Source organism: Oleiphilus sp. HI0061 (assembly GCF_001635675.1).
The window spans coordinates 1-957 of the sequence record NZ_LWFE01000647.1 but is presented as its reverse complement, the minus strand read 5'-3'; the positions used below and the strand labels follow the sequence as shown (position 1 = coordinate 957).

At 47.4% G+C, this 957-nt stretch carries 1 protein-coding gene; it reads right to left on the bottom strand.

The window, feature by feature from the left end:
- On the bottom strand, nucleotides 1–957 hold a 957-nt coding region (locus A3735_RS08225; RefSeq protein ID WP_068637896.1), incomplete at both ends, for an FAD-dependent oxidoreductase.

The following is a 957-nucleotide window of genomic DNA, read 5'->3' as shown; positions in this document are numbered from 1 at the left end:
CCACTTCAATTCCTAAAGCATTACAACTCGCTCGTCGTCCCTGCTCCATTGACGCCGAGGCCAATGATGGCGGGCCAATGACATCGCCTGCCGCATAAATATGCGGGACTTGGGTTTGCAACATATCATCAACCGATATATTGCCAAACTCATTTAACTCCAAACCAGCATTGGCAATCTGCAGGTCCTTCACATTTGCTACGCGGCCAGCGGCACAAAGAAGCTTCGCAGATCTAACAATAGTCCCGTCATCGCATCGCGTGATGACTTCAGATAAGCCATCCCACTCAACAGTTTCAACGTTCTTCTCACCTAACCATGTGCCACCCATTTCCTGAAATGAGTCGACAAACTTGGAGGTTAAGTCACCATCCATAAAGCCCAAAGGCAAAGGATACCGGTCAATCATTGTTACCTTAACGCCAAGCGCCTGGAAGATAGAGGCATATTCACTAGCGATAACACCACCACCGAGAACAGTGAGGCTCTTTGGCAAATACAACATTGTTAGGATTGAGTCAGAATCAAAAATATTTTCATGATCGACAGGGATATTATCTGGCTTACGAGGGATCGAGCCGGAAGCAATAACAAAGCTACTGGCTTCAATTTGTTCAGCTTCGCCGCGCACTTTTGTTACCTCGATAACATTCGGCGATACAAACTTGGCCCGGCCGTGAATACGTTCGATATTATTGCGTTCAATCTGATTTACCATAAAACCGTCGTGCGCTTTCAATACCCGATTCAAGCGGTCGATCAGTGTCGACATCTCGGTATCTTCAGCTAATTCAAACTGACATAAGGCCGCATTCTCTCGCATCTTTTTAACACGTAAGGCGTTCTCACGAAGCGTCTTGCTGGGGATCGTTCCTCTGTGTACACATGCACCACCCAACCATTGATCCCGCTCTATAAGAGCGACACTCTTACCACCTTTGGCTGCCTGTACCGCTG